The organism is Serratia sp. JSRIV001 (assembly GCF_019968745.1).
Lineage (GTDB): Bacteria > Pseudomonadota > Gammaproteobacteria > Enterobacterales > Enterobacteriaceae > Chania > Chania fonticola_B.
The window spans coordinates 596,898-622,826 of record NZ_CP074147.1; the positions used below are offsets into that span (position 1 = coordinate 596,898).

24 protein-coding genes are annotated in these 25,929 nt (G+C 55.4%); 2 read left to right on the forward strand and 22 right to left on the reverse strand.

Features of this window, described 5'->3' with window-relative positions; all coding sequences use genetic code 11:
* Positions 1 to 5 precede the first annotated feature (5 nt).
* The 5 genes from KGP17_RS02655 to pepA form a co-directional block, all read right to left on the reverse strand.
* Entirely contained in the window at positions 6 to 1,613 is a 1,608-nt protein-coding gene (locus tag KGP17_RS02655; RefSeq protein ID WP_223498801.1) for a GMC family oxidoreductase, read from the reverse strand.
* Positions 1,614 to 2,023: 410 nt separating this feature from the next.
* Positions 2,024 to 2,527: a GNAT family N-acetyltransferase gene (locus KGP17_RS02660; protein WP_223498802.1), complete on the reverse strand. Its 504-nt coding sequence runs from the start codon at positions 2,525 to 2,527 to the stop codon at positions 2,024 to 2,026.
* A gap of 171 nt (positions 2,528 to 2,698) precedes the next feature.
* A complete protein-coding gene (locus KGP17_RS02665) occupies positions 2,699 to 5,575 on the reverse strand; it encodes a valine--tRNA ligase (RefSeq protein WP_059199580.1) in 2,877 nt (958 codons plus the stop codon).
* A 14-nt stretch (positions 5,576 to 5,589) separates the two neighbouring features.
* Positions 5,590 to 6,039, reverse strand: coding sequence for a DNA polymerase III subunit chi (locus KGP17_RS02670; protein WP_021179113.1), 450 nt, complete (start codon positions 6,037 to 6,039; stop codon positions 5,590 to 5,592).
* A gap of 81 nt (positions 6,040 to 6,120) precedes the next feature.
* Positions 6,121 to 7,632 carry a leucyl aminopeptidase gene (gene pepA / locus KGP17_RS02675; RefSeq protein ID WP_021179114.1) on the reverse strand — a complete coding sequence of 504 codons (1,512 nt, stop codon included), beginning with the start codon at positions 7,630 to 7,632 and terminating at the stop codon, positions 6,121 to 6,123.
* A 280-nt stretch (positions 7,633 to 7,912) separates the two neighbouring features.
* Between pepA and lptF the strand changes: the two genes are divergently transcribed.
* Both lptF and lptG read left to right on the forward strand, forming a co-directional pair.
* Entirely contained in the window at positions 7,913 to 9,007 is a 1,095-nt protein-coding gene (lptF, locus tag KGP17_RS02680) for an LPS export ABC transporter permease LptF (RefSeq protein ID WP_021807814.1), read from the forward strand.
* Positions 9,007 to 10,077: an LPS export ABC transporter permease LptG gene (gene lptG / locus KGP17_RS02685; RefSeq protein ID WP_021807815.1), complete on the forward strand. Its 1,071-nt coding sequence runs from the start codon at positions 9,007 to 9,009 to the stop codon at positions 10,075 to 10,077. Before lptF ends, lptG begins: the two co-directional genes overlap by 1 nt.
* 101 nt (positions 10,078 to 10,178) lie before the next feature.
* Here lptG and KGP17_RS02690 read toward each other — a convergent pair whose 3' ends face one another.
* From KGP17_RS02690 to KGP17_RS02770, 17 genes are all read right to left on the reverse strand, one after another.
* Entirely contained in the window at positions 10,179 to 11,975 is a 1,797-nt protein-coding gene (locus KGP17_RS02690) for a glycoside hydrolase family 28 protein (RefSeq protein ID WP_223498803.1), read from the reverse strand.
* 181 nt (positions 11,976 to 12,156) lie between these two features.
* On the reverse strand, positions 12,157 to 12,486 hold the full coding sequence (locus tag KGP17_RS02695; RefSeq protein ID WP_021179117.1) for a multidrug efflux SMR transporter: 330 nt from the start codon (positions 12,484 to 12,486) through the stop codon (positions 12,157 to 12,159).
* Between the two features lie 11 nt (positions 12,487 to 12,497).
* Complete coding sequence (locus tag KGP17_RS02700) at positions 12,498 to 12,857, reverse strand: multidrug efflux SMR transporter (RefSeq protein ID WP_223498804.1); 360 nt, start codon at positions 12,855 to 12,857, stop codon at positions 12,498 to 12,500.
* A gap of 54 nt (positions 12,858 to 12,911) precedes the next feature.
* Entirely contained in the window at positions 12,912 to 13,580 is a 669-nt protein-coding gene (locus tag KGP17_RS02705; RefSeq protein WP_059199583.1) for a hypothetical protein, read from the reverse strand.
* Positions 13,581 to 13,590: 10 nt separating this feature from the next.
* Entirely contained in the window at positions 13,591 to 14,226 is a 636-nt protein-coding gene (locus KGP17_RS02710) for a phosphate propanoyltransferase (protein ID WP_115160405.1), read from the reverse strand.
* A gap of 35 nt (positions 14,227 to 14,261) precedes the next feature.
* Entirely contained in the window at positions 14,262 to 14,696 is a 435-nt protein-coding gene (locus KGP17_RS02715; RefSeq protein ID WP_115160406.1) for a BMC domain-containing protein, read from the reverse strand.
* A gap of 10 nt (positions 14,697 to 14,706) precedes the next feature.
* Positions 14,707 to 15,657, reverse strand: coding sequence for a choline TMA-lyase-activating enzyme (gene cutD / locus KGP17_RS02720; RefSeq protein ID WP_021807820.1), 951 nt, complete (start codon positions 15,655 to 15,657; stop codon positions 14,707 to 14,709).
* A 64-nt stretch (positions 15,658 to 15,721) separates the two neighbouring features.
* A complete protein-coding gene (cutC, locus tag KGP17_RS02725; RefSeq protein WP_223498805.1) occupies positions 15,722 to 19,141 on the reverse strand; it encodes a choline trimethylamine-lyase in 3,420 nt (1,139 codons plus the stop codon).
* 70 nt (positions 19,142 to 19,211) lie between these two features.
* Positions 19,212 to 20,366, reverse strand: a complete 1,155-nt coding sequence (locus KGP17_RS02730; protein ID WP_094982213.1) for a 1-propanol dehydrogenase PduQ — start codon at positions 20,364 to 20,366, stop codon at positions 19,212 to 19,214.
* A gap of 18 nt (positions 20,367 to 20,384) precedes the next feature.
* Positions 20,385 to 20,642, reverse strand: a complete 258-nt coding sequence (locus KGP17_RS02735) for a EutN/CcmL family microcompartment protein (protein WP_021179125.1) — start codon at positions 20,640 to 20,642, stop codon at positions 20,385 to 20,387.
* 22 nt (positions 20,643 to 20,664) lie between these two features.
* On the reverse strand, positions 20,665 to 22,281 hold the full coding sequence (locus KGP17_RS02740; RefSeq protein ID WP_094982212.1) for an acetaldehyde dehydrogenase (acetylating): 1,617 nt from the start codon (positions 22,279 to 22,281) through the stop codon (positions 20,665 to 20,667).
* 88 nt (positions 22,282 to 22,369) lie between these two features.
* Positions 22,370 to 22,648 (reverse strand): BMC domain-containing protein, encoded by a 279-nt coding sequence (locus KGP17_RS02745; protein WP_021179127.1) that lies wholly within the window; start codon positions 22,646 to 22,648, stop codon positions 22,370 to 22,372.
* Positions 22,649 to 22,662: 14 nt separating this feature from the next.
* Complete coding sequence (locus KGP17_RS02750; RefSeq protein ID WP_021807825.1) at positions 22,663 to 22,947, reverse strand: BMC domain-containing protein; 285 nt, start codon at positions 22,945 to 22,947, stop codon at positions 22,663 to 22,665.
* A 24-nt stretch (positions 22,948 to 22,971) separates the two neighbouring features.
* Positions 22,972 to 23,250: a BMC domain-containing protein gene (locus KGP17_RS02755; RefSeq protein ID WP_004249182.1), complete on the reverse strand. Its 279-nt coding sequence runs from the start codon at positions 23,248 to 23,250 to the stop codon at positions 22,972 to 22,974.
* A 576-nt stretch (positions 23,251 to 23,826) separates the two neighbouring features.
* The gene (locus KGP17_RS02760) at positions 23,827 to 24,348 is read right to left on the reverse strand and encodes a FidL-like protein (RefSeq protein ID WP_223498806.1); all 522 of its coding nucleotides are present in this window, start codon (positions 24,346 to 24,348) and stop codon (positions 23,827 to 23,829) included.
* A 3-nt stretch (positions 24,349 to 24,351) separates the two neighbouring features.
* Positions 24,352 to 25,146, reverse strand: a complete 795-nt coding sequence (locus tag KGP17_RS02765) for a winged helix-turn-helix domain-containing protein (RefSeq protein ID WP_223498807.1) — start codon at positions 25,144 to 25,146, stop codon at positions 24,352 to 24,354.
* 40 nt (positions 25,147 to 25,186) lie between these two features.
* Positions 25,187 to 25,753 carry a TetR/AcrR family transcriptional regulator gene (locus KGP17_RS02770; protein ID WP_021179131.1) on the reverse strand — a complete coding sequence of 189 codons (567 nt, stop codon included), beginning with the start codon at positions 25,751 to 25,753 and terminating at the stop codon, positions 25,187 to 25,189.
* Positions 25,754 to 25,929 lie beyond the last annotated feature (176 nt).

A 25,929-nucleotide genomic window follows, 5' to 3' on the forward strand; every position in this document is an offset into this window, starting at 1 on the left:
GGGAATTACAGCGTTTCCCCTAATATCAAATCCACTGCCTTTTCGGCTAGCATAATGGTGGGGGCATTGGTGTTGCCGCTGGTGACCTGCGGCATCACCGAACAGTCGACCACCCGCAGGTGCTCAAAGCCATGCACTCGTAGCTGCAAGTCGGTCACCGAGTCCTCCGTATTTTTCCCCATCCGGCAACTACCCACTGGGTGGTAGACCGTCTTGCAGAAGTTACGCACAAACTCCTCCATCTGCGCTTCATCGTTCACCCACGCCGGTTGTGGCATCAGCAGATCTTTAATCAACGGCTTGAGAGAGGCGGTTTCCAGGAAGCGCAGGCCAAATTTCACCGCGCGAATGCTGCCTGCCAGATCGTCTGGATGACCAAGGTAGTTGGCCTGTAGCTTGACCGGATCGGCAGGGTTACGGCTGCGTAACTGCACCTGGCCACGCGCTTTGGGTTGCAGATAACCGACCTTGAGCGACATACCGTGGATTGCCGGTAGCGGTTCGCCGGGCACGTCGTCCCAACTGTCCAGAATCGGCAGGAAATGTACCTGCACGTCTGGCCTGCCATTACCCAGGGAGTCTGCAAAGGCGGCCCCCTCCAGTACGTTAGAGGTCAATACGCCGCTGCGAAACGCCAGCCACTCTGCACCGTGGCGTAGCGCCTGTAATCCCCGGTCGGCACCGAACAGACTGACAGGTTCGCGGGTGCTGACGTTAATCGACATATGCAGGTGATCGTGGAAGTTTTTGCCCACCGGCAGATCGGCCAGCGGCGTAATGCCTAACTGCTCCAGATGTTCGCGCGGGCCGATGCCGGACAGCATCAGGATCTTCGGTGAGCCAATCGCCCCGGCGCTGAGGATCACTTCCTGGCTGGCATGGGCGGCGATCTCATTGCCACCGTTCAGGCTGTAGACCACTCCAGTTGCCACGTTGTTTTCGAAGGTGACGCGATGCACCAGCGCGTTGAGTTTCACCACTAGCCGCGAGCTATCGCGCACGGCTTGCAGATAGGTGCGGGAGGTGCTGGCGCGTTCGCCATTGTGGGTGGTGGTCTGGTAGAAACCTACGCCGTGCTGATTTTCACCATTAAAGTCGTTGCGGTAGGGCAGATCCAACTCCTGGCCCGCGCGGATAAACGCCATGCTGAGCGGATGGCGGTAGCGGTTCTCGCTGACCGGTAGCAGCCCTTCGTTGCCGTGATACTCATCCGCCAGGCTTTCATTGGCTTCGGCGCGTTTGAAGTAGGGCAGCACGTCCTGATAGCTCCAGCCGGTACAGCCATATTGATGCGCCCAGTCGTCGTAATCCTGCGGTTGGCCGCGCAGATAGATCATACCGTTGACCGAGCTACTGCCGCCCAGCACCTTGCCCTGGGCGATCTGCATGCGGCGATTATTGGCGTGCGGCTCTGGTTCGGTTTCATACGGCCAGCTTTTCTTGGCGATGATCTTGGCGACCCCAGCGGGCATTTTGATAAACAGATTATTGTCGTCGCCACCGGCTTCCAGCAGCAGGATACGGGCCTGGGTACGGCGGATGAGCTGTGCCGCCAACACGCAACCCGCCGAGCCTGCGCCAACAATGATGTAATCGAAGTTATTTTCTGACATGACCGTTCCCTGTGCGTGATGGTTAGAGACTGTCATGGCAGAGTAACTCAGCAGAACAGTAGGTCAATTTGCGATCGTTAATTTATTAATGAATATCACAATAAATTTACATTTAAGCATGTAGAATCAATTTAACTGGTTGAAATATATAATTACCGTGTAATTTTTCGAATGATGTAGATATTAATAATTTTATTTGTGAGTGATGTGCTCTCTCCCTCACCCCAACCCTCTCCCCAAGGAGAGGGAGCTAGCCCGGAGTTGTGAATAGGGGCAGTGTAGAACTGTGACTATGGAAGCAGAGGGTGTTGATACGAAGTTACAGTCAGGCGAAGGAGCAAATCGTGGCACATTCGGTCCCCTCTCTCTGTGGGAGAGGGTTAGGGTGAGGGGTATGTAGATCGCTAATGTTAAAGCGCTTTCAGCATGGTGACTTCGCAGTCACCGTGGCCGGTATTACCCATGGCATAGCCGATATGCTCAAAACCAAGATGCTCATACAGACCGATCGCCTGCTGCAACGTGGCGGTGGTTTCCAGATAACAACGGCCGAATCCCTGTTGGCGGGCAAACTCCAGCGCCTGCAGCGCCAGGCGTTTTGCCAAACCTTTGCCACGCAGTACCGGTAGGAAATACATTTTCTGTAATTCGCAGACGTCGGGTTCCCCGCCTTGCAGCGGCGCAACGCCACCCCCACCGGCAATCTGACCGTCTATCTCCACCACCCAGTAGGCACTGCGCGGTTGGCTATAGAGTTGGAACAAGGCGTCCAGATTGGGATCGGAAACGGTATAACCCTTATCCGCCGTCAGGCCATGCTCGGCGGAGACTTCGCGAATGACGTGAGCAATCGCGGCGTTGTCCTCGGCCGTGATTGGGCGTACCAGAAGACGCACTGGGGTAGCTGTTGTCATGTTTTTACTCACCATCAAAGGGAACCTGAAGGGCCCCGGAATTTCGTTGTTATTACGGAATGCACCGCATCAATAATACTTTGTAATAACACTTAAGCCTGGCCCTTGGCAATGCCGATAAAAAAACAGCGGGGAAAAATCACCCGCTGTTTTTGATCGGTAGCTCGCAGATTACAGCGCGGCGATAGTCGCCTGCTGTTCCTGTAGCTTCAGCTTGCCTTCTTTGCAGGCTGCCAGACGTTCACGCTCTTTGGCCACTACCGCTTCCGGTGCGCGAGCCACAAAGCCTTCGTTGGACAGCTTGCCTTCGATAGACGCAATCTCACCATCCAGCTTGCCCATCTCTTTCGACAGGCGCGCGATTTCCGCATCCTTGTCGATAAAGCCAGCCATCGGGATCAGCAGTTCGGCACCGTCTACCAGCTTGGTGACCGAAACCGGGCCTTTCTCGCCTGCAGGCAGCAGGGTGATAGAGCTCAGGCGTGCCAGGCGTTCGATAAAGCTCTGGTTTTCCTGTACGCGGCGTTGGGCATCACCATTGGCGTTACGCAGCAGCACTTCCAGCTGTTTGCTTGGCGCGATGTTCATCTCGGCGCGGATGTTACGCACCGCGATGATCGCCTGCTTGATCCATTCCAGATCGTTCAATGCCTGCTGGTCTTCCAGCGCGGCGTCGAAGGCCGGGAACGGCTGCAGCATGATGGTGTCTGCGGTTTCACCGGTCAGAGGCTTGACGCGCTGCCAGATGGTTTCGGTGATAAATGGAATGATTGGGTGCGCCAGGCGCAGCAACGCTTCCAGCACGGTGATCAGCGTATTACGTGTGCCACGCTGTTCCGCTTCGCTGCCGTTGATCACGACCGGTTTGGTCAATTCCAGATACCAGTCGCAGAACTGGTTCCAGGTGAATTCGTACAGGATGCCCGCCGCGATATCGAAGCGATAGGTGTCCAGCGCCTCACGGTAGGCTTTCACCGTGCGGTTGAATTCGGCCAGGATCCAGCGGTCGGCCAAGGAGAGCTGCATTTCGCCACCGTTGAAGCCGCAGTCGTGCGCTTCGGTGTTCATCAGTACAAAGCGGCTGGCGTTCCACAGCTTGTTACAGAAGTTGCGGTAGCCTTCCAGGCGCTTCATGTCCCAGTTGATGTCACGGCCAGTAGAGGCCAGTGCTGCCAGGGTGAAGCGCAGGGCGTCGGTGCCGTGCGGTTCGATGCCGTTCGGGAACTGCTTCTCGGTGCGCTTGCGGATTTTCTCTGCCAACTGCGGCTGCATCATGTTGCCGGTACGTTTCTCCAGCAGGTCTTCCAGCGAGATACCGTCAACCATATCCAGCGGATCGATGACGTTACCCTTCGACTTGGACATCTTCTGCCCTTCGTCGTCGCGGATCAGGCCGGTCATGTACACGGTCTTGAACGGAACCTGCGGTTTGCCGTTTTCATCTTTGACGAAGTGCATGGTCAGCATGATCATGCGGGCAATCCAGAAGAAGATGATGTCGAAGCCGCTGACCAGCACGCTGGTCGGGTGGAAGGTCTTCAGATCTGGAGTCTGCTCTGGCCAACCCAGGGTCGAGAAGGTCCACAGGCCGGAGGAGAACCAGGTATCCAGCACGTCTTCGTCCTGGTTCAGCGCCACGTCGGCACCCAGGTTGTTTTCGCGGCGCACTTCTTCTTCGGTGCGGCCAACGTACACTTTGCCTTCGGCGTCGTACCAGGCCGGGATGCGGTGGCCCCACCACAACTGACGGGAGATACACCAGTCCTGGATATCGCGCATCCAGCTGAAGTACATGTTTTCGTACTGCTTAGGCACGAACTGGATCTCACCTTGCTCAACCGCTTCCACCGCGACTTTCGCCAGCGGCGCGGTACGCACGTACCATTGGTCGGTCAGCATTGGCTCGATAACCACGCCGCCACGGTCGCCGTAAGGCACGGTCAGATCGTGAGGTTTGATCTCTTCCAGCAGGCCGAGTTCGTCAAAGGCGGCAACCACGGCTTTACGCGCAGCAAAGCGCTCCAGGCCACGGAACTGCTCTGGCAGCTCGCCGCTGTAGGCGGTGCTGGCTTCGCCCAGGGTATCGAACACCTCTGCCACTTCGAGGATGTCACCGTCGAAGCTCAGGATATTGATCATCGGCAGGCCGTGACGCTTACCCACCTCATAGTCGTTGAAGTCGTGCGCCGGGGTGATTTTCACGCAGCCGGTGCCTTTCTCCATATCGGCGTGCTCGTCACCCACGATGCGGATGCGGCGGCCCACCAATGGCAGAATGATCTCTTTGCCAATCAGATCCTTGTAGCGTGGATCTTCCGGGTTTACCGCTACGCCGGTATCACCCAGCACGGTTTCCGGACGGGTGGTGGCAACCACCAGGTAGTCTTTGCCTTCCGCCGTTTTTGCCCCATCGGCCAGCGGATAGCGCAGGTGCCACATGGAACCTTTGGACTCGCGGTTTTCCACTTCCAGATCGGAGATGGCGGTGCGCAGTTTTGGATCCCAGTTCACCAGGCGTTTGCCACGGTAGATCAGGTCTTCTTTGTACAGGCGGACAAACACTTCTTTCACCGCGTTGGACAGGCCTTCATCCATGGTGAAGCGCTCGCGCTCCCAATCCACGGAGTTGCCCAGACGGCGCATCTGGCGGGTGATGGTGCCGCCGGACTCGTCCTTCCACTGCCAGATTTTGTCGATAAACGCGTCGCGGCCATAATCATGGCGAGTTTTATTTTCTTCTGCGGCGATCTTGCGCTCAACCACCATCTGGGTCGCGATACCGGCATGGTCGGTACCGGCTTGCCACAGGGTATTTTTACCCTGCATGCGCTGGTAGCGGGTCATGGTGTCCATGATGGTCTGCTGGAACGCGTGGCCCATATGCAGGCTGCCGGTAACGTTCGGCGGCGGGATCATGATGCAGAAACTTTCCTGGCTGGTATCGCCATTCGGTTTGAAATAGCCCTGGCTTTCCCAGTGATCGTACAGCTTCTGTTCGATCTGGGTTGGGTCATAGGCGGTATCGAGATCGGTGTTGGTCTTTTCCATTTTTATTTCAAGGTTCAGTTAGTTGGCGGCGTGGCCGTGGTCAAATGGAAGCCGACGCTGCGATAGGCTTTGTAACGTTCGCGCGCCAACTGTTTCAAGGTGTCTTCGTAAGGGACGAAGTCTACCACTTCATGGAAAGCAGTAGCAAAATCTGCAAACTGCGGCAGCAGGGCGATCAGCAGATCGCGCGGGGCATTGCCGCGTTTACCTGGCCAGCACAGCTCGACCGGGGCGCCAAAGTTTGGCCCTTCGCCTGCCAGGTTGTGCGGTACAAATTGGTGTGGCTCACGTTGCCACAGGGCTTCGTCCAGCCGCTGGGCCTGCTCCTGGCTTTCACAGGCGATCAGCACCCGCTTGCCAGCGCGCCATCTTTCGGCGGCAACGGCACAGGCCACAGCCTCGTGTGCACTGAGCGCACCAGCGGGTTCTGCGTGTTCAAGAAGGTAGAACGTTGCCTGTTTCATGATTCAATTCACCGTGGCCAAAAAATGTAAGGGCACAGCGTGCTGTGCCCTCGGTGATTATACCTGAATTACCGCGCGGATTTAATCGTCGCCGTTTAGACCAGCACGATTGAGCAGGAACTGCGCCAGCAGGGCTACCGGGCGGCCAGTGGCCCCTTTGGCCTTGCCGGAGCGCCAGGCGGTACCGGCGATGTCCAGGTGCGCCCAGCTGTACTTGCGGGTAAAGCGTGAAAGGAAGCACGCGGCGGTGATGGCACCACCTGGGCGGCCGCCGATGTTGGCCATATCCGCAAAGTTGGAATCCAACTGCTCGTAATACTCGTCGGCCATCGGCAAGCGCCACGCACGGTCACCCGATTGCTCGGAAGCGCCGATCAGCTCGTGAGCCAGCGGGTTGTGGTTCGACATCAGGCCAGTGATGTGGTGGCCCAGTGCGATCACGCAGGCACCGGTCAGAGTGGCGATATCAATCACCAGCTCTGGCTCGAAGCGTTCCACGTAGGTGAGGGTATCGCACAGTACCAGACGGCCTTCGGCGTCGGTGTTCAGCACTTCTACCGTCTGGCCCGACATGGTGGTCAACACGTCGCCTGGGCGATAGGCTCGTCCACCCGGCATGTTTTCGCAGCCAGCCAGCACGCCGATCACGTTCAGCGGCAGGTTCAGTTCTGCCACCACACGCATGACGCCGTATACGGTTGCCGCACCGCACATGTCGTATTTCATCTCGTCCATGCCGTCGGCCGGTTTGATCGAGATGCCGCCGGAGTCGAAGGTCAACCCTTTACCTACCAGCACGATCGGCTTAGCGTCCGGGTTAGGATTTCCCTTATATTCCATCACCGACATCAGCGATTCATTTTGCGAACCGGCACCGACCGCCAGATAGGCGTTCATCCCCAGCTCTTTCATCTGCTGTTCGCCGATGACGCGGGTGGTGATGTGGGTGCTGAAGGCATCGGCCAACTGACGTGCCTGTGAGGCCAGATAACCGGCGTTACAGATGTTTGGTGGCATATTGCCGAGATCTTTGGCGGCCTTGATGCCAGAAGCCACGGCCAGGCCGTGCTGGATGGCACGTTCACCGCTGGTCAGTTCGCGGCGGGTTGGCACGTTGAACACCATTTTACGCAGCGGGCGACGTGGCTCCACCTTGTTGCTCTTCAACTGATCGAAGGTGTAGAGCGTTTCTTTGGCAGTTTCTACCGCCTGGCGCACCTTCCAGTAAGTATTGCGGCCTTTGACGTGCAGTTCTGTCAGGAAGCAGACGGCCTCCATGGAACCGGTGTCGTTAAGGGTATTGATGGTTTTCTGGATCACCTGCTTGTACTGGCGTTCATCGAGCTCGCGCTCTTTGCCACAGCCAATCAGCAGGATGCGTTCGGAGAGAATGTTCGGCACATGGTGCAGCAGTAACGTCTGCCCGACTTTGCCTTCCAGTTCGCCCCGGCGCAGTAGTGCGCTGATATAACCATCACTGATTTTGTCGAGCTGTTCTGCGATAGGTGACAGGCGGCGTGGTTCGAAAACACCTACTACAATACAGGCGCTGCGCTGTTTTTCCGGGCTACCGCTTTTTACACTGAACTCCATGCACTCTCCTGAATCTTAAAGACAACGACGAAAGCTACGGCTAGAATGATCTGCTCCGCCAAGATCTTCCGTCATTGAGTTAACTAACTAGGTTAACCTGAACGGCGTAAACGTTCTGTTTTGGCTACTATAGGTCTGTTCCTATAGGAAGGCCAAACAGCTTGATGTTCTAATACTATTTTAGCTGTGAAGGTTGCCACATGATGAGAAAAAATGGCGGATTAGCGATGAAACTATCGATTTTCCTGCAAAAAGACAAGTTTTCACAGGCGTAATAAGCGTGATCATCATTAGATATCTGGTACGGGAAACGCTGAAGAGCCAAATTGCCATCCTGTTTATCCTGCTTCTGATCTTCTTTTGTCAGAACCTGGTCAGGGTGTTAGGTGATGCGGTCGACGGCAATATCCCGACAAATTTAGTCTTATCCCTGCTTGCATTGGGTGTGCCGAAGATGGCGCAGCTAATCTTGCCCTTAAGCCTGTTTCTTGGCCTCTTGATGACGCTTGGACGGTTGTATACCGAAAGCGAAATCACCGTTATGCACGCCTGCGGTCTGGGGAAACGGACCCTGATCATTGCCGCTATGGTGTTGGCGATCTTTACCTCGGCGGTGGCTGCGGTAAACGTCTTCTGGGTCGGGCCATGGGCGGCCAGCCATCAGGACGAAGTGATTGCCGAAGCCAAAGCCAACCCCAGCATTGCCGGGCTGGCTGAAGGGCAGTTCCAACCCTCACAGGATGGTAACGCTGTGCTGTTTGTCGGCAGCGTAAAGGGCAACACCTTCAACGACGTGTTCCTGGCGCAGCTACGCCCGAACGGTAACCAACGCCCTTCGGTAGTGGTGGCCGAGCATGGAATGATCAATCAGGGTCGCGACGGATCGCAGGTTGTCACCCTGGACAAAGGCACCCGATTTGAAGGCACCGCGCTGCTGCGTGATTTCCGCATTACCGACTTCACCGACTATAAAGCGGTTATCGGCCATCAGTCGGTCACTATCGATAATACCCAGTCCGAGCAGATGTCGATGCGCACGTTGTGGGAATCGAATGAACCGGATGCGCGCGCCGAATTCCACTGGCGTCTGACGCTGGTGGTTTCCGTGGTGCTGATGGCGCTGCTGGTGGTGCCGCTTAGCGTGGTCAACCCGCGCCAAGGCCGAGTGCTGAGCATGTTGCCAGCGATGCTGCTGTATCTGATCTTCTTCCTGCTGCAGACCTCGCTGCGTTCCAATGCCGGTAAGGGCAAGCTGGATCCGTTGGTGTGGATGTGGCTGGTGAACCTGGCGTACTTCGCGATTGCTCTGGCACTTAACCTGTGGGATACCGTGCCGATGCGCAAACTGCGTGCACGCCTGAGAGGAGCGGCCTGATGTTTGGTGTACTGGACCGTTATATCGGTAAAACGATTTTCAACACCATCATGATGACGCTGTTCATGCTGGTTTCGCTTTCCGGCATCATCAAGTTTGTCGATCAGCTGCGTAAAGTCGGGCAGGGTGAATACTCGGCGCTGGGTGCGGGGGTTTATACCCTGCTCAGCGTGCCAAAGGATATTGAGATCTTCTTCCCGATGGCGGCGCTGCTAGGGGCATTGCTCGGTTTGGGCACCCTGGCTACGCGTAGCGAACTGGTGGTAATGCAAGCTTCTGGCTTCACCCGGCTGCAGATTGCTGGGTCGGTGATGAAAACCGCTATTCCGCTGGTCTTGCTGACGATGGCAATCGGCGAATGGGTGGCACCGCAGGGCGAACAGATGGCGCGTAACTACCGCGCACAGCAGATGTACGGCGGCTCACTGCTTTCCACCAAGAGCGGCCTGTGGGCGAAGGACGGCAACGACTTTATCTACATCGAACGGGTGGCGGGTGAAAAAGAGCTGGCTGGCGTCAACATTTACCACTTCAACGATCAGCGCCGGTTAGAGACGGTTCGCTATGCCGGTACCGCAGATTTTGAAGACGGCGCGTGGCAGCTTTCGCAGGTGGATACTTCCGATCTGACCAATCCGAATCAGGTCACCAGTACCCAGACGCTGACCGGGGTGTGGAAAACCAACCTGACCCCGGACAAGCTGGGCGTGGTGGCGTTGGATCCGGATTCGCTTTCCATCAGCGGCTTGCACAACTATGTGAAGTACCTCAAGCAGAGTGGCCAGGAGGCCAGCCGTTATCAGCTGAATATGTGGAGCAAGATCTTCTCGCCGCTGTCGGTGGCGGTGATGATGCTGATGGCGCTGTCGTTTATCTTTGGCCCGCTGCGTAGCGTGCCGATGGGCGTGCGAGTGGTGATCGGTATCAGCTTCGGCTTCCTGTTCTACGTGCTGGATCAGATCTTCGGCCCGCTGAGCATGGTGTACAGCATGCCGCCAATTCTGGGTGCCCTGTTGCCAAGCTTGCTGTTCCTGTTGATCAGCCTTGTTTTGCTGCTGAAGCGGAAATAGTCAGGCCCAATAGACTGGGCCTGTATGCAAATCAAAGCCGCGATGTGTTAGTCACCGGAGCAGAGGAAAGACGGGTGGGAGAGATCCTGCCCGTTTTTCGCTTAGAGTGCAGAGGCGCTAGAAGGGAACAGTGCAAAGGCTTCGCGGCAATCGTAAGGCTCTTCGGATCCATTACGGTTATCCAGCACTTCAAACTCTGCGGCACCGTTGTTCGCAGCCTCCAACAGCAGATCCGCCAGGGATACCGGGCCAGGTCCCATCAGGATCTGGGCATAAGAAGGTGCGGCAGGGATTGTTGCCGAGGCTTTGCTAGCCAACTGTGGTGAGCTGTCAAACACGGTGTTATCGAGCACAATATTTCTTAATGGCAGATCCTGGCCATCAGAGCTGAAGCCGCGTAAGGTGACCCGAACGTTATCTCCGTTATAAATGGAGTCTGGCGTATCCACATAGTGGTAATTCTTGATGGTGACATCTTGAATATCGGGGTAGGCCTGGCCGGTTTTTTTGCTGTAATAGGTATCTATGGTCAGCGCTTCCTGAGCGCGGCGGATGCAAATGCCATCATAGTTGATGTTCCTCACCTCTCCTCCAACGCTCATATCGGTTTTGATACGCACGCCGACGGCAAAGTCAGCATCATGGCCGTCAATGCTCATATCCCGAATCTCCACGTCTTTGACCGCGCAGTCGGTTTCACTGCCGATTGACATGCCATGGGTGAAGTAGAGGCGGTTATGCAGAATTTTGACGTTGCTGACGGTGTAAATAGGCAACTGCCCTGCATACTTTTCGGCAATCGGTGGGACACAGGCATTGCTGCTATGGGCTTTGATGGCAATACCGTCATCACCGGTACTGATGTGGTTATAGGCAATCAGGACATTCTGCGATTGGCCAGGATCGATCGCGTCGGTGTTCTTGGTCGTATCCGGGGTAAAGCAGGTGCTTGATCGGGTATAGTTAGGGGAACCCGATGTCGCAGGGGTTGTCCCTTTCGGGCAATCATAGCCTGGAACCGTATAGGCCAGTGAAGGCGTTAACACCTTCACGCCCCAGACGACCACTCCATTGACCCCACTGGGGACAAAGTGGAATTTGGGTGCATTCTGTAAGGTGATCTTATACAGCGTGAAGTTCTGGCTGGTCGGCTTGGCGGAATTCTTGTTGGTGACCTGAATTAGCCGCGGGTTGTTCTGATTGGCGCCGGAAACGGTTTTGGTTAATGCGCCTACATCCCACCAGGTTAGGATATCGGCATATTTTCCGCTGGTGAGCACTGCTCCCCCTCGTCCGTCGATAATACCTTCACCAATCACGCCGCTGTTTATCGCATCGGTGGCGGTAATCAATGCGTTACAGCCATTATCGGCACTGGCGGTTTCGCCGCAGTTATTCTTACCGGCAATCTGGTAATCCACCGGGCTACGTGAGGCAAACAGGGTGATCCCTTGATCTACCCAGAGTGTGACGCCACTTTTTAGCGTAAGTGGGCCGCTCAAGAACGCATTCTCTTCGTTACTGCCAGCGACCAGTTTAACGGCACCGGTGTTGCAGGCGTCGATCGCGGCTTGAATACGTTGGGTATCGGGTTGGGAATCATTCACGTCAGCATCAATGGCTTCATCCAGTAGCCCTTTGGCATTCTGGTTCAGTTCGGCTGAGAGTGTTTGGCAGACTTCAGGTATTACTGGTTCTTTCCCGGCCAATTCGGGATCGTTAAGGGCTGAGGCTGGCCAGGCACCACTGCGGTCAGCGACAGGTTTCTCAGTTTCAGGGGGAACAACGGGTTTAACTGGCTCAACAGGAGAGGCGACACTACCATCCGAGTTATCACAACCCGTCAGGGCCAGCAGAAAAATCGCCATAGCTGATAATGACTTGATATTTCTTTGCATGATTTATCCCTAATAATGAAACACCGTTCCGAAATTAGATATTGTCTTGCAAAATACGTGACTGCAACTATTACATATCTGGATTATGCAGCGTCAAATCATTAGCCAGCATTACTTATTGATGGCGTCAATCAGCCCCCTACAGTGCAACGTTGCCGCTGCGCTGCAAGGGGCTGAGATCTTACATCTGCGAGAAGATATTCATGATGACGCCACCGCCGATGATCAGCGCCATGGCGAAGATGGCAGGGAGATCCGGTTTCTGCTTGTAGAGCAGCATGGAAACGAAGGTCACCCCGACGATGCCAAAGCCGCACCACAGCGAGTAGGCGACGCCCACCGGGATAAACCCCATCGCTTTGGTCAGGGCGAAATAGCACAGGCAGTAAGCGCTAATCACCAGCACCGAAGGCCCCAGCTTTTTAAAGTTGTTGGTTTTTTTGATCATCGAGGTCCCGGTGATTTCTGAACCAATCGACAGTGCCAGCCACAAGAAGCCAATGTTAAACATAGTTGATACCCTTATTCTTCGGAGGAGCCCATTTTGGAAAAGAGGTTCATGATCACGATGCCGCTGGCAATCACGATCATGCCGATAATGGCTGGCATATCAGGGTGCTGGCCGTAAAACAGCATGCCCAGGCTTGAGACCAGTAAAATCCCGGTGCCTGACCAGGTGGCGTAAGCCAGGCCGACAGGAATGTATTTCACCGCGTTGGATAACGAGTAATAACAAACGCAGTACAACACGACGATCAAGCCGAGTAATAACGTCTTGGCGGTACCTTCGCTGTTATCAAACATTTTTAAGGTTGAGGTGGCCGAGGTCTCGGAGAAGATGACCAATAACATCCATACCCATGCTTTTGCCTTGGTAGACATAGAGTTCGCTCCTGATTAATAATTATTGATATAAAGTGAAATTTTGAAGCTTGGTTATTTTTTCCCTCGGCTATATTCCAATGCCAAATCGGTCAGCTTGGCTCCCGGTGGTGAACGACCATTGAGTCGCTTGAGTTCGCTAAGCGTTACGTAGCCCTGCGTCGGTGCTGCCAACGGCTCCGTAGCTGTGGGCTGGGCCGATAGCATCCGATCCAACGTACAGAGCTCAATGCCTTGTGCCGCCAGCTTTGGCAGATAATCTGCCTGAGGGGCATTTTCACCTGCGCGGCTCAGGCCTTTCAGCTGATTTAATTCGCTGTTCGGGTTGCAGTTATAATCCAGCGCCATAATTGGCCTGCCGCTCATTCGAGCCAGATGAATAAACCGGGCAGCATCAGACTGTAATAAACCATTGGCCACTTCTGCCGCCGTCGCGAAATCGAGAAAAGGAATTAATACCCGCTCAATATTATCCAACGCGCCGGTTTGACTGATTTCCGCCAGCGAAGTGATTGGCCCTAGTTGGCTCCAATCTGTTTCTGCGTGAAACTGCCGGGCATTATCGCTAAACAGGATCACCGGCGAGAACGCCTGGCAGTGCTGCAAGCGCGCGCGGATAATTTCGTGGTAACCATCCGCTGCGGTTAACAACACCAACGCCCGTGGCCGCATCCGTGAGAGCACTTCACTGACCAACTTATCGATGATTTCACGCTGCATCATATTTGCCGCCTTAGGGAACGATAACCACGTTGTCACCGGAAGCCAGCCCGGCGGCGTTGGCTTCATCGGTATCAATGTGCAGTTCCAGAGCAAAACTGGCTTTGATCCGCACGATGACTTCGTCAAAGATCAGCCCACGCACGCCTGCCGCTTTCACCCGCACCTTCTGCCCGTTCTGCACGCCCAACCTGGCGGCATCCTGCGGGTTCATATGGATATGGCGCTGGGCACAAATCACCTGTGAATGCAGCGAAACGTAGCCCGCCGGGCCAGCCAGCATGGCGTCACCGGAGGCGTTCAGATTGCCGGATTCGCGTACCGGAGCCTTCAGCCCCAGGGTAAAGCAGTCCGCCTTGGAGATTTCCAACTGAGTACATTCGCGCGCAGGCCCCAGCACCCGCACCTTGGAGAGCGAGCCTTTTGGGCCGACGATCATCACGCACTCTTTCGCGGCGAACTGCCCAGGCTGGCGTAGCTCTTTGCATGGCGTTAGCCGATAGCCCGCACCAAACAGCTTTTCAATATCCTGCTGCGACAGATGGACATGCCGGTTAGAGACCCCAACCGGGATGGCGATGCCGGTGGGAGAAGCATAGTTATCTGCCAGGTTATGGCGGATCCTTTCCAGTAACGACTCATTAAACATACTGTTATTCCTACCCGATCTCAGAAGCTGTACGGTTATTTAGACTCTTTCTTGCCGCCGGTGCGTGCGGGTTTGTTGTCGGCAACAGGGGCTTCGACTACCGGCGCTGCGGCCTCTGCCTGCGGGGCGGCCACTTCTGCTACTGGCGCAGGCGTTTCTTGCTGTACTTTGGCCGCTGGCGGCGTAAGCTCCTTGCCTTTCAGCCCGGTCAGCAGCGCGACAACCTGTTTTTCCGGGCGGGCAATCACCAACTGGCCTTTGATAAACGCCGGTTGTTTGATCACTGCCACACCGCTGTCGATGGCGGTTTTCACCGCGCTGATTTCCCCGGCAAAGAACACGCTAACCAGGCCGGAACCAATCTTCTTGTATCCCAGCACCGTTACCGCAGCGGATTTACAGGCCGCATCGGCCGCGTGGATCGCGGCGGTCAGGCCATAGGTTTCAATCACTCCCAGGCTTAAGTTCATCTCCATCTCCTTAGTGCCTTACCAGGCGGATATCAAAGTCAAAGCGCTGGAAAAAAGCCGCCAGTTGGTCCAGTTCTTCATTGCTGTAACTTGGGTCGTCTTTGACCGGATAGATCATGTCGAGCCGCTGGTATTTGTTTTTACCCAACTGGTGATAAGGCAAAACGTCGATGCGGCTGATATTGCCTTTGCGTGCCAGGGCCATGACATAGTCAATGGCACCGGTGATGGCATCGTAAGAATCGTTATAGCCGCGTACCAAAGGCATGCGCACCACGATATGGCTGCCCAGTTCCACCAGGCGCTCCAGGTTTCTTTTTACGCCCTCGTTGCCGACGCCAAACAACGCTTTATGCCGTGCGCTATCGATATGCTTGATATCGAACAGGAACATGTCGGTGCAGGTCGCCAGCTTTTCATAATTGGCTAAAGTGGTGGTGCCATTGGTTTCGATGGCGGTGTTGATCATCTGTTTTTTGCATTCGGTCAGCAGCGCGGCTGCAAAGTCGGTTTGCAGGCTCAGCTCGCCACCGCCCAAGGTGACGCCACCGCCAGAGGCATGATAGAAATCGACGTCCTGCAGGATGATATCCATCAACTCCTGCACCGTGACGTCCTTGCCCATGATGTCCAGCGCGCCGGAGATGCAGACTTCTTCGCATTTGCGGCAACCGATGCAGTCTATGTTGCGATCGAGGTGGTGCTTGAGATCGCCTTGTGCGTTTTGGCGCTGGGAATGGATCCCCACCGGGCAGACATCAACACATTGCCCACAGTCAACGCACAAATCATGTGAATACATCACCTGGAAATTGCTGGTGAGCCCCTCGGGGTTGGCGCACCAGGCGCAGAGGATGTTACAACCTTTGAAAAAAATCAGGGTGCGAATACCGTCTCCGTCATAGATCGAGTATTTCTGGATATTGAATATCCGACCCTTTTTCTCCAGCGTGTTATCCATACTATTTTCCCCTTTCTTCGAAGGCTGATGGGATAAGACATCCCTGTCTTATCCAAGGCTAAGGTCAGAACTTCTCAATAACGGTACGGCTGATGATTTCGTCCTGCACTTCTTTGCATAGCTCGACGAAGTAGGCGCTGTAACCGGCTACGCGGACGATCAGGTCGCGATATTTCTCTGGCTCTACCTGCGCCTGCTTCAGTACTTCGTTATCCACGTAGCTGAACTGCATCTGGCCGTTGCCCAGAATGGACGCGGTACGCAGCAGGGTGATCAGCCCGTTCTTGCCTTCCGGGGTATCGAGCAGCCCTTTGAGGAACTTGAAGTTGTGCACCATGCCGATGTTCATGGTTTCCACGTTCATCTTGCTGACGGACTTGATGATGGCGGTTGGGCCCTGCTTGTCCGCACCCTGCGTCGGGCTGATCCCGTCGGAGAGTGGCATCCAGGCCAAGCGGCCGTTTGGCGTTGCGGCGGTCAGTTCACCGATCGGCGTGTTGTTGGAAATCGACAGGGTGCCGTGGCTCAGCGTGGAGTAGAGCATCTTGTACTTGCGGCACTCGCGCTCGGTCCACTCGGTGATGTCCAGCGCGTACTGATCGACCGTGTCATCGTCATTGCCGTACTTCGGCGCGTTCAGACAGTCGCGGCGCAGCTGTTCAAAGCCTTCAAAGTTGGCCAGCAGTGCGTCACGGATCTGCTCCAGGGTGTATTTACCATCCTGATATACCAGCTTGCGGATCGCGGCCATGGAGTCGACATAGGTCGCCAGGCCGGAGAAGATCAGCCCTGGGCCGTGGTTGATCACTGCGCCACCGGCGGCTACGTCTTTACCCTGTTCCATACAGCCTTCCACCAGCAGCGACATCAGTGGTTTTGGTGCCACGTCGCGGTGGACACGCTGGCTGATCACGGTGCCAATAGCCGACAGTTTGACGATGTGCGCGATCTGCGCCTTCACCGCATTGTCGAACTCTTCGTAGGTTTTCAGGGTACTCAGCTCACCGGTATCCAAGCCTTGATAGCTGTCGAACAGCACCATGCGGCCACGGTTGAGCACGAACTCGATGGCAATCGGCCATTGGGTATAGCCGGTGGAGGTCCACTGATAGATGCGGCCGGATTTTTGCGGCTCTACACAACCCATCAGGCAGTAGTCGCGCGCGTCTTCAAAGTCGAAGCCCTTGCGCAGCATCATCTTGATGTGCGAATCATCAAAGTGGCAGGCCGGGAAGCCCATACCCGCTTTCACCACGTCGACGATCTTCTCCATGTACTTCTGCGGTGACTGGTTATGGATACGGCAGGCCAGCGACGGCTGGTACACTTTGACAAAGCGTACGGCGTCCATGATCAGATAGGTCAGGTCGTTACAGGCATCGCCACCGCTGCGTTTCTGCCCGCCGATGGTCAGGTTGATAAACGGCTGGTAACCGGCGAAGTACTTGGCGCCCAGTTCGCTGGACATCCACATCAGTTCGGCACACTTGATGATGAAGGCCTGCAACAGTTCCAGCGCCTGTTCCTGCGTCAGGCGGCCAGAGGCGATATCGGCCTGGTACATCGGGTAGCAATACTGATCCAGACGGCCCAGCGACAGCCCGGTCTGGTTCTCTTCCACTTCAAACAGCGACTCCACCGTCCAGATGCTTTGCAGCGCTTCTTGCAGGGTCTTCGGTGGGTTGGCTGGGACGTTCTCGTTGGTTTCTGCGATGGTCAGCAGCTCGGCACGGCGCGCTGGATCCTGCTCAACGGCGGCCAGTTCACGGGCCTTATCTGCGATGCGTTTGGCGTAGGCCACCACGCCGTCACAGGTTTCAATGGCCGCTTTGTAGAAGTAGATCTTGTCGATATCCGCCGGGTTTTCCATGCTCAGCGCCGCGAGATGCTGCTGGGCATCGGCCTTGATACCGTTCATCCCTTTGGTGAACAGCAGGATGTCGTAGCCTGGGCAGGTGTCGCCGCCGCCGTTAATCTGGTGGTAGGAAAGATCGCTGACAAAGGTTTCGCCGCTGAAGGCCCAAACGCCCGCTTCGCGGTACTGTGCTTCACAGATCTCATCGAGCGAACGGCCTTCCCAGAATGGCACGATCTCTTCACGGATCGTCTTCTTGTCGGCCTCGGAGATAATAAATGGATCCTGCGGACGGGTGCCCATGGTGTCCAGTTCGTCACGCACCCAGCGCCAGGCGATATCCGGTGAGAATGCCCCAGCACGTGGTTTGCCGCACGGATGGCCGACGATCAGCTCATCTTGCTGGATCAGGATCGGCGCGGTTTCACAGGCGGCACGGAAAGACTTGGCGCGCAGCAGAATGGTTGGCAGACCCGGGTTGTTTTTTGCCATCTCGGTAAAGGTGATGGCGCGATAGATAGAGACGCTAGGGCGAGCATCGAGGTAGTTGTCACGCAGGCGTTGCAGGCGCGGCGTCAGCCCTTCCATCAGTTTGTGCGTTGCCACGTCTTGCGCCGAGGCCGCCACGAACGGGGCCGATGGCGCACTGTACTGCGGGCGAGCAGCCGCCTGGCCAGCAAACAGTTTTACCTGCAGGTTGCTGTTGAGCGTCATCAGATTGCTACGGGCTGCCAGCAGCATGGCGGACAGATCGTTGATCACCAATGCCGGGTCGTCCAGGCGCACGCCGTGCAGCATGGCGTCAAACATCGGATAGCCATCCAGCTCACGTGGTGCGCGCACTTCGGAAAGCTCGCACAGCTTCAGCCACAGGCACTCGACGATTTCATAAGCCTGCTCCGGCGTCAGCACGCCACGGGTGACGTCTTGCTGATAGAAGCTGTACAGCAGCTTGTCGAAGCCGCCTGGGTAAACCGCGTAGCTGCCGTTTTCCAGATGTAGCGTCAGTTGGAAGAAGTAGAACGACTGGCAAGCCTCTTTAAAGCTGCTGGCCCCGTAAGCCGGGACTTTTTTCAGCATGGCAGCCGCTTCCTGCAGCTCCGCCTTGCGGTAAGGATGGTTTTCTACCGTCGCCATGTTTTCGGCCTTGCTGGCCAGTTTCTGCGCCAGATGCATCGCTGCATTGCAGGCGTAGATCATGGCGCGGCATTGGTTGACCTCGTCCAGCCCGGAACGGCTGACAGCGCTGCCGATGCTTCTGGCGCGGTCTTCCATTTCGGCCTCGATGGCGAACAGCCCTTTGGTGATCACCGCCAGATAGTCCGGTGAGGTCTGGCCAAAGGCGGTGAAGGCCGAAGGACTGCGCAGTTCACTTTCGCTGTGGAACACGGCGGCGCGCGGGATGGAGGATTGGCTGCCGATGATCAGCTCATCGGGGCCGATGTAGCCGGGCAGTTGCTTAACCAGCTCATTGAACAGCTTGGCATTCTTGACCAACTGCGGCATGCCGGCCACATCGCCACCCAGCGTTTCCAGAATGGCGGCACGTTCGGTGCTGATGGTGCTGTTTTGGGATAAGAGTCTTTCTGCCAGCAGTTTTACGCGTGGCGTCAGTGAATAATGGGCCATGTTCAAATCTCTCCTGATGTCCTGCGGCTTTCACACAAATTGGCAAAATCCGTTGACTGTAATGAGTGCGTTATTGAAGCTGTACCGGGCCGCCGCTGTAGGCGAGGCGGTACAGTTTCTCCAAATCTGCCGCGTTAACGTCGCGCGGGTTGGTTGGCGTGCAACTGTCGTGCAACGCCTGCGTGGCCAGTTCGCCAAGGCAAACCTGGAAGCGGTGTTCCTCCACCCCTGCGGCTTGCAGATTGGCCGGTAGCTGCATTTCCTGTTTCAGCGTTTCGATCGCCACCAGCAGGCTATTGACGCCATCGCGTACCGAGGTGCTTGGCAGCCCCAACAGGCGCGCCAGAGCGGCATATTTGTGCGCGGCCGGGGTGTCGCAGTTGCCGTCAACGTCGGCATTGAAGGCGACCACCGAGGTCATCAGCAGCGCATTGGCTCGGCCATGCGGTATACCAAACATGCCGCCGAGGGCGTGCGCCAGGCTGTGGGTAATGCCCAACGATGCGTTGGTGAACGCCATCCCGGCCATGCATGAAGCGTTGTGCATTTTTTCCCGCGCTGGCAGGTTGTTGCCCTGTTGGTAGCAGGTCAGCAGGTGGCCGAATACCATCTGCACCACTTTTTCGGCCATCGCATCGCTGAAGTCGCTGGCCTTGCGGGAGACATAGGCCTCCAGGGCGTGGCACAGCACATCCATCCCGGTATCGGCGGTAATACTGGCCGGCACCGACTTCACTAGCTGAGGATCGAGGATGGCGATGTCGGGCAGCATGAACTCGTCCACCAACACCAGCTTTTGGCTGCGGGACTTGATCACCGAGAAGCTGGTGACTTCGGAACCGGTGCCGCTGGTGGTGGGGATGGCGACAAAACAAGGCTTGCTGCGGCCGCTGTCTTTACGGCAATGCCACAGCGCATACATCACCGCCTTGGCGGCATCGATGACCGAGCCGCCGCCCAAGGCAATCACCAGGTCCGGGTAGTCGTCATCCATCAGCTTCATGCCGCTGACGATGGCGGAAATATCCGGGTCTGAGGCCACCTGGTCATACTGACGACAGCGGATCTGCTGCTGTTGGAGCAGGCTGGTCACCCGCTCGGCCAAGCCAAACTTCACCATCGCCTGATCGGTGACCAAAAACGCCGAGCGTCCAGGCAAGCTGCTCAGCGCGAGCAGCGCATCCTCACCGAAATGGATTTTTGGCTTAATCAGAAACTCATTCATGCCTACTTCCTCTTACTCTTAACGCTCCCGGTGAACCTTCTCGACAATGGCAACGATCGACATGGCCTTGTAGCGGTCTTTACTCAGTGCGAAATACTCTTCCACCAACACCAGATCGTTTTCACCGGCACCGACGCTATCGACGGCAACGTAGGTGCGATCTTTGATGGCTTCCAAGTCGTCACCCAGCGCCGTGACCAGCAGCAGGTTACTGCCGCGTAGTTCGTCACTTTTCTGTGTGGCCACCACATGGCCGGTTACCTTTGCGAGGATCATGTTTTCACCCTTGTTTGATGTGTTACCGGGACAGGCGTCCAAGCACTTCAGTAATGATCCGTTCGACGCTTTCTTCGGTGATGTCATTGGCTGCGGCGTTAACCACTGCGCGGGTGACCGCCCCGAAACGATCGTCGCCCTGGGCATACAGCGGTGCCGGTGCGGCCTGCGGGGTTACCGCCGCCGTTGGAGCTGCAAAGCGGTTATCGTCGAAGATGCTGGTGCTATGGTTGATTGGCGCGCTGCACGGCTGAGCTGCGGGTTGTGGTTGGCGCAGATCCTCGATGCTACGAACGCCATAGCCGACTTTACGTACGTTCAGCAGGTTCATCGGGCCGACGTTGTCCGAGCTGGAGCCGCCACCAACGGCACCGCAACCGAGCGTTAACGCAGGTATAAGATTCGTGGTTGCGCCAATGCCTCCAAGCGCGGCGGGCGTATTGATCAGGATGCGGTGCACCGGTTTTTGCAGCGCAAACTCGCGGATCACCTGCTGGTTCTGGGTGTGGATGACCAGCGTATGCCCCAGGCCTTCGTTGGTGAGCAACTCCACCACGCGGTCACAGGCGCTCATCCAGTCTTCTTCGATGTACAGCCCCAGCACCGGGCAGAGTTTTTCACGGGCGTAAGGGTTTTTACGCGAGACGCTGTTTTGCAATGAAATCAGCACTCTGGTGGTCGCAGGTACGCAGAACCCGGCGCGTTCGCTGAGGTAGATGGCGGTTTTGCCCACCACTTCAGGATTAATCATGCCGTTCGGGCGTAACAGGATATTGGCCAGGCGGGCAGATTCATCGTCGTTCATGAAGTAGCAGCCCTGAGCCAGCAACTCGCGGTGTACATCCTGATAGATGCACTTTTCCACGATGATCGACTGCTCAGAGGCGCAGATCACGCCATTATCGAAGGTCTTGCTGGTGATGATGTCTTTCACCGCCTGCTGGATATTGGCGCTGCGTTCGATAAACGCCGGGCCGTTGCCTGGGCCACCGCTGATGGTTGGCGTGCCGGAGCTATAGGCCGCACGAACCATGCCTTCGCCGCCAGTAGCCAGGATCAGCGCGACGTCTTTGCTGTGCATCAGAGCTTTGGTGGCTTCCAGCGTCAGCTGGGTCAGGCCGTCAACGATACCTGCTGGGGCACCGGCCTGAAGCGCAGCCTGCTTGACGATTTCAATCGCCCGCTGGCTGCACTGGCGCGCATTAGGGTGCGGGGAGAAAATAATGGCGTTCCCGGCCTTCAGCGCGATCAGCGTTTTATAGAAAATAGTTGAGGTTGGGTTGGTCGACGGCACCAGGGCAGTAATAACCCCTAACGGGACGCCCACGTCCATCACTTTATTCTGCTGGTCGTCACGAATAATACCGACGGTTTTTAAATCCTTAATATGCTCAAAAACTTTTTCAGAGGCGAAAATGTTTTTTAACACCTTGTCTTGCCAATTGCCGAAGCCGGTTTCTTCATGGGCCATCTTCGCCAATTCTTCGGCATGCCTGGCCGCTTCGCTGGCAATATGTTTAATAATGCCGTCGATCTTTTCCTGTGAATATTTGGCAAACAGCAATTGTGCCTGTTTGGCATTTTTAATCAGCGTGCGAGCCTGCTGAATGGATTGTAAATCCGGATCTAATGTGGTCATTAGTCTATTCCCCTGAATAGGAGTTTAATTTTTTACTTGCTGCAATCGGGTAGAGTACTTATCTGCCACCGCCGGTGATCAGGCTGAATTACGCCTTATGCTGTGAGGCAATTTTCTCAATATCATTATGTGGGCGTGCAATAACCCGGGATGAAATCACTTCGCCAATTCGGCTGGCGGCTTCAATACCGGATTCCACCGCTGCGTTAACGGCACCCACGTCGCCTTTCACCATCACGGTGACCAGGCCGGAGCCGACGTTTTCATAGCCAATCAGTTCAATATTGGCGGCCTTACACATGGCATCGGCGGCTTCGATGGCGGGCACCAACCCTTTGGTTTCGATCAATCCGAGTGCATCTTTCATCAGTGAATTCCTTGTTATTCGGTGATTTTGTACTGCGAGATGATTTTCTGGATATCGTTATGCGGGCGGGCAATGACCAGTGAGGTAACCACTTCACCCACGCGTTTGGCCGATTCGATACCGGAATCCACCGCCGCCTTGACCGCGCCCACGTCGCCTTTCACCATCGCGGTAACCAGGCCGGAACCGACGTTCTCATAGCCGATCAGCTCCACGTTGGCCGCTTTGCACATCGCATCGGCGGCTTCAATACAGGCCACCAGCCCTTTGGTTTCAATCAATCCTAATGCGTCACCCATGATCCGTTCTCCTTGATGCGCTGTTTACGCTTTGTGCTTAATCACGATTTTGTTGATGTCGTTGTGTGGGCGGGCGATAACCAGTGAAGTCACTACTTCACCCACGCGTTGTGCGGATTCCACGCCGGAATCGACGGCGGCTTTTACCGCACCGACGTCACCTTTCACCATGGCGGTGACCAGGCCGGAACCGACGTTTTCATAGCCGATCAGTTCGACGTTGGCCGCCTTGCACATGGCATCCGCCGCTTCAATACAGGCCACCAACCCTTTGGTTTCGATTAAGCCTAATGCATCACCCATTGTTGTTTCCTCCACAAAGCCGGTTTATGAGTTGTCATCTGCTGTGCCGTTCGGCCATGAGGGGATCAAGGTTTCCGACGGCTAAGGGCACTATACCCCTCCGGTGGTTATTCAAAATATAAATTCATTAATCGATATCTATTTAGTTTTTTGTTCTAATAATAAGCCTCTATTTATCCCCTGTTTATCTTTTTGCTCTGATAATCAGCCCGAGAATAGTTCTGCTCCCTGGCAAGAAATGGCGGGTTTTGGCATTCACTTAAGGGCGGAAAAGAATGTTAAATCTATGGTATTCAAATGGGTTTTTTAGGTAGCGGAGGGGCTTGCAGACTGTGGAGTAGCGCAGGTTTTTGCCGTGGCTATTTGAGTAGCTTCACGTGCTACATATTGACCGCCGTTGTTACTGATATCACCGTACTAGCTCCCTCTCCTTTTTGGGGAGAGGATTGGGGGTGGGGGAAATAGCGATCGTCGAATAACCGGTAGGCATTATGACTATCAGGGGGGTTTTTGGGGTAATGAGAGGCAGGCCAGAGGCTTATGACAAGGGGGAACAGCTTTGCTGGGGAACGGGCGTTACTCTAACTGGCTGCCGGGTTTTAACGCGCAGATAAACAATGGGGAGTTGATCGAACTGAGCAGCACGGTGTCGGCATTGATTTTCCCCATTGCCAATTGCAGGCCGTCGTGGCTGTCTGACATTTCCCGCATAAAGTAATCGAAGATCACGTCGGGTGATTGATCGATAGAGGACTTGCTGGAAACCCAGCGGTTGATCTGATAATAGCGGGCGCCGGGGGAAACGCGCTTGCTGGTATAATCAAACTGTACGTAGCGTTGCAAATAAAGCCAGCCTACCTCGGAGTCTGAATATCCTTCCACCACGATCGAACCTTTACCTTTGGCATTAAAGTTAAAGTGAATATTGACGTTAACGGATTCAGTGACGGTGTCTTCAAAATGCATAATGGCTTTGGTTGAGCAGTTTAAAATATCATCGCGCCGGATAACATTCTGCTTAACGGTGATAAATAGTGAGACCAGTAGCAATATGATAGAGACGGCAAACAGCCTTCTCCCCCAGCCGATTGTTTTCATAATTTATTTCCATGAATAATAAAAATAGTTATCGCAGTAGCTGAATGTATTATCTTGATGTTTGGCACAGTGTGCGAGAAACGTCCGGCCTAAACCGTTGGATTGCAGCTTATCACCATAAAAGAACAGAAAACGTTCGTCTTTATCATACTTGATGTTCTTTTTTTCTTTGACGGCAATAAAGTTTTTCAGGTAATTGTCGCGCATTCTTGGATTTATCATGGTGTCGGTGGATAACACCTCAATGGGGTCCTGCGCGACGGGGGTGAAGGTGAGAGGGGTCAGGCTGCCGTTGTTACTCCACGACCAGCCGATCAGCGCGATGGCCAACAGCGATATCATCGCCCCGGCATAACCCCAGTCGCGATCGTTGCTGGTGATGACCGCCGCTACCGGCGTTGGTTCTGGAGCCATCTCGGCAGAGGATTGATGTTCGCTGGCATGTATCACCGGATGCACCAAGGAATCATCGATCACCTCGATCGTCAGCTCTGGGTTGATTTCTAGCCGGCCCCTGGCCACGGTGACGATCACGTTCTCAATGCCATAACGGCGGAAGGCTTTACGCAGGATGCTCAGGTACTGATTCAGGTTGCTGTTGGAGGACATCAGCCCGTTGTCGTCCCACACTCGCTGCATCACCGTATCGCGGCTGATCACGCCAGGATGCTGGATCATGAAGAACAGCAGGGCGTTGGCAGTGATGGTGAGCTGGCTATCTGACTTGCCGCCGTCGTCCAGCTTTAGCGAGCCTTCGGTGGCGTCATAAATAAGAAAGGCATTAATTTTGTATTTCATTATCGCCCCTGGGTGATTGGCTGCCCGCGAACCGCGGAGGTTAAAGCTCCTCGAAGGTCATTGCCGCCAGCCTCGTCACCAATGCAAGCCGCTCTTCCGGCGTCATAGTGACTCCTTCCGTGAGTTCAGATAGCCATAGGCCGTCTGCACCATAGCGCACCAGGTTACCTACGTAGCTGCGATCCAGTTCATCGGCGTTGGCCAGATGTTGCAGCACCCAGTCCCGCCAGCATTTACGCAACACCATTTCATGCGGCATGGCCAGCGACAGCAGGGCCAATTGACGGCTGGTGTCGCTTTCACTGATACCTGCCAGATACATCAGATAGGCCCGGGAGAAGCGCCCGCGTGGGTTATCGTCCTCGGCCATTAGCGCCATAATGCCGCGATCCATCACGGCCAGCAGGCGAATAAACAGCGCGTGGATTAGCTCCTGCCTGCCGGGAAAGTGGTGTAGCAGCCCGCCCTTGCTGACCCCAGCCTGTTTGGCGACGGCGTTTAACGACAGCGCGGCAATCCCATCTTTGGCTGCGATGATACTAGCGGCTTCCAGCAGCTGCTCTTGCAGCCGTTCCGGGTCTTTTTTGCGATGTACGTGGGTATTCATGCGGCGATCATACCGACCAGCCGGTATGTCATTTTTGATCGAGGTCAATCCGCTTCCCCTAAAGGTCAGACCAATCTTGAATAATGATAGGTAGGTCAAACTATTTTATTTATCAAGTAATTAGGAAAGTTTTTGCTAGCTTAATTGGAGCGTCAGGCTTCATGGCGGGATACCTA